Here is a 2,265-nt window from a genome sequence, read left to right as displayed (position 1 = left end):
CGCTCCTTTCGCGCCTACCCTTCTCATGGGGGCACTGGGCTTTTCTCTTCGGCGTATGTGGTGTTTGTACGGGCGGCCCCCGGGGCCCGCGGGGCGCGACCGCGCCGGCCCGCCCCGGTGGCGAAGTGCGGAGTCAGTCCTTCTTGAGCCGGTTCTCGGTCTGTTCGGCCGACTCCTCGACCTCCGAGGCCGCCCATTCGGCGGTGGTCTCGGTGGCGGTGGTTTCGGGGGTCGTCTCGGCGGTCTCGTCCTCGACGCGGACCTCGCGGATGGCCTGTCGCAGCCAGGTGGTCACCACATCCTCGGCGATCTCGAGATCGACGGTGTCCTCGTCGACGTCGACCACCGTGCCCCACAGGCCCGAGGTGGTGATCACGGCGTCACCGACCTTCAGGCTCTCCTGCATGGCGGCGACCTTCTCGGCCTCTCGCTTCTGGCGACGGATACCGAGGAACATCGGCACGAGCAGAAGCACCAGCAGGAGCGGAAACAGAATATCCATCGATGTCAGTCCATGTCTTGTCGGTTGGATGTGGGCCGAGACATAGACAGTCTGCCAGCTACCGCAACCGTGGCCGCACTCGCCCGCCGCCGTGCCGCCCGACCGCGCGGCCGCCCCATTCGACAATCGCCGACACCCGGCGGGTACGGCCGGCTACCGCTACAGTGACCCGGCACGCAGACCGACACTCGTTCGCTTTGGGGGCGCACGTGTTCTGGAAGAACCGGACAGCGGGATCGACGAAATCGAAGGCGAGGGGAACGCAGACCAGAGAACCCGCGGTCGGCTCGCTTCGGCCGGGACCACGGCCGGGGCCCACCGCCCCGCCGATCCTGCTCACCCCAGGCCAGGTCCGCCAGATCAGCTTCGGACCGGCGCCCTTCGGTCAGCGCGGCTACAGCCCCGAAGAGGTCGACGCTTTCCTGGATCTGGTCGCCGCGACGCTCGAGCACAGCGGAGCGGGCTCGCTCACCGCGAGCGATGTGCACTCGGTGCGGTTCACGCAGGCGCGCTGGGGTGTGCGGGGGTATCACCCCGAGGAGGTCGACGCCTTCCTCGACCAGGTGATCTACGCGCTCGGCGGCCGACGCCTCTGACCGCGCACACCCGGCCGTCCGGTTCCGCGGGTGCCCCGTTTCCACGGCAGCCCCGGCGGGCGCTTCGCGGCTCCGGTTCAGCGTCCCCGTGCCCGCGCGCCCGGGTCCGGGGCTGCCCGCACGCCGTCCTCCTCGGGGTCGGCGTACAGGTCGTCGGGGAACACGAAGCGCCGGAACGCCCAGAACCGGAACACCATGGCCAGCAGCACGCCGAGGATCTGACCGGTGACGAAGTTGGCGACCGCCTGGGTCACCGGCGAGACGTGCGGGACCCGCAGATCGAGCACGTACAGCGAGATCGCCTGCGGGATCATGGTCACGCCGATGCCGAGGGCGCTCACCGCGAAGAACAGTGCGGCCTCGTGCGAGCGCTGCCTGCCGCCGCGGGTGCGGAAGGACCACTCGCGGTTGAGCACATAAGAGGCGATGGTCGCGATCAGGACGCCGAGCAGCCGTGCGGTCAGCGGCTTCTCACCGAGCACGGTCAGTTTCACCGCGTACACGACGCCGGTGTCGATGAACCAGGTGATCGCGCCGACCGTGGCGAACTTGAGCATTTCCCGATACTCGATCGCCTTGCTGCGCAGCGGCTCGGGCATTCGTTCGAGCACGGAATTGACCACGGTCATGCTGCGACTCTAACGGCGGCGCCGCGATCGCGCCGCCGCCGTGTGACCTAGTCGAACAGGTCCAGGGTCGGCTGCGGGGCGCGTCCGCGCACCTCGACGGCGCCGAACACCAGGTCCGGCGGGGGCACCAGCCCCAGGTGCTCCCAGGCCGCCGCGGTGGCCACCCGGCCGCGCGGGGTGCGCGCGACCAGCCCGGCGCGCACCAGGAACGGCTCGCACACCTCCTCGACCGTGGCGGCCTCCTCCCCCACCGCGACCGCCAGCGTGGACACCCCGACCGGCCCGCCGTTGAACCCGCGGACCAGCGCGTCGAGCACCGCGCGGTCGAGCCGGTCGAGGCCGAGCACGTCGACGTCGTAGACCTCGAGCGCGGCCCTGGCCACCGGCAGGGTGATGCGTCCGTCGGCGCGGACCTCGGCGTAGTCGCGGACGCGGCGCAGCAGGCGGTTGGCGATGCGGGGCGTGCCCCGCGAGCGCCCGGCGACCTCGGCGGCGGCGTCCTCGTCGATGCGCACACCGAGGATGCCCGCCGAACGCG

General features: G+C 70.9%; 4 protein-coding genes. 1 reads left to right on the top strand and 3 read right to left on the bottom strand.

Annotated features, from left to right (window positions below):
* Positions 1–133 precede the first annotated feature (133 nt).
* Positions 134–502, bottom strand: a complete 369-nt coding sequence (gene yajC, locus QH283_RS00510) for a preprotein translocase subunit YajC (protein ID WP_280501049.1) — start codon at positions 500–502, stop codon at positions 134–136.
* A 197-nt stretch (positions 503–699) separates the two neighbouring features.
* Between yajC and QH283_RS00505 the strand changes: the two genes are divergently transcribed.
* Entirely contained in the window at positions 700–1,098 is a 399-nt protein-coding gene (locus tag QH283_RS00505; RefSeq protein ID WP_280501048.1) for a DivIVA domain-containing protein, read from the top strand.
* Between the two features lie 77 nt (positions 1,099–1,175).
* Here QH283_RS00505 and QH283_RS00500 read toward each other — a convergent pair whose 3' ends face one another.
* Both QH283_RS00500 and QH283_RS00495 read right to left on the bottom strand, forming a co-directional pair.
* Positions 1,176–1,727, bottom strand: coding sequence for a GtrA family protein (locus QH283_RS00500; RefSeq protein WP_280501047.1), 552 nt, complete (start codon positions 1,725–1,727; stop codon positions 1,176–1,178).
* 47 nt (positions 1,728–1,774) lie between these two features.
* Positions 1,775–2,265 (bottom strand): Holliday junction DNA helicase RuvB C-terminal domain-containing protein (locus QH283_RS00495; protein WP_280501046.1); only part of this gene is annotated, 491 nt, incomplete at its 5' end.

Source organism: Nocardia farcinica, assembly GCF_029867845.1.
In the GTDB taxonomy this organism is placed as follows: domain Bacteria; phylum Actinomycetota; class Actinomycetes; order Mycobacteriales; family Mycobacteriaceae; genus Nocardia; species Nocardia farcinica_A.
The sequence above is the reverse complement of the archived record's forward strand: the minus strand, read 5'-3'. Positions and strand labels throughout refer to the sequence as shown.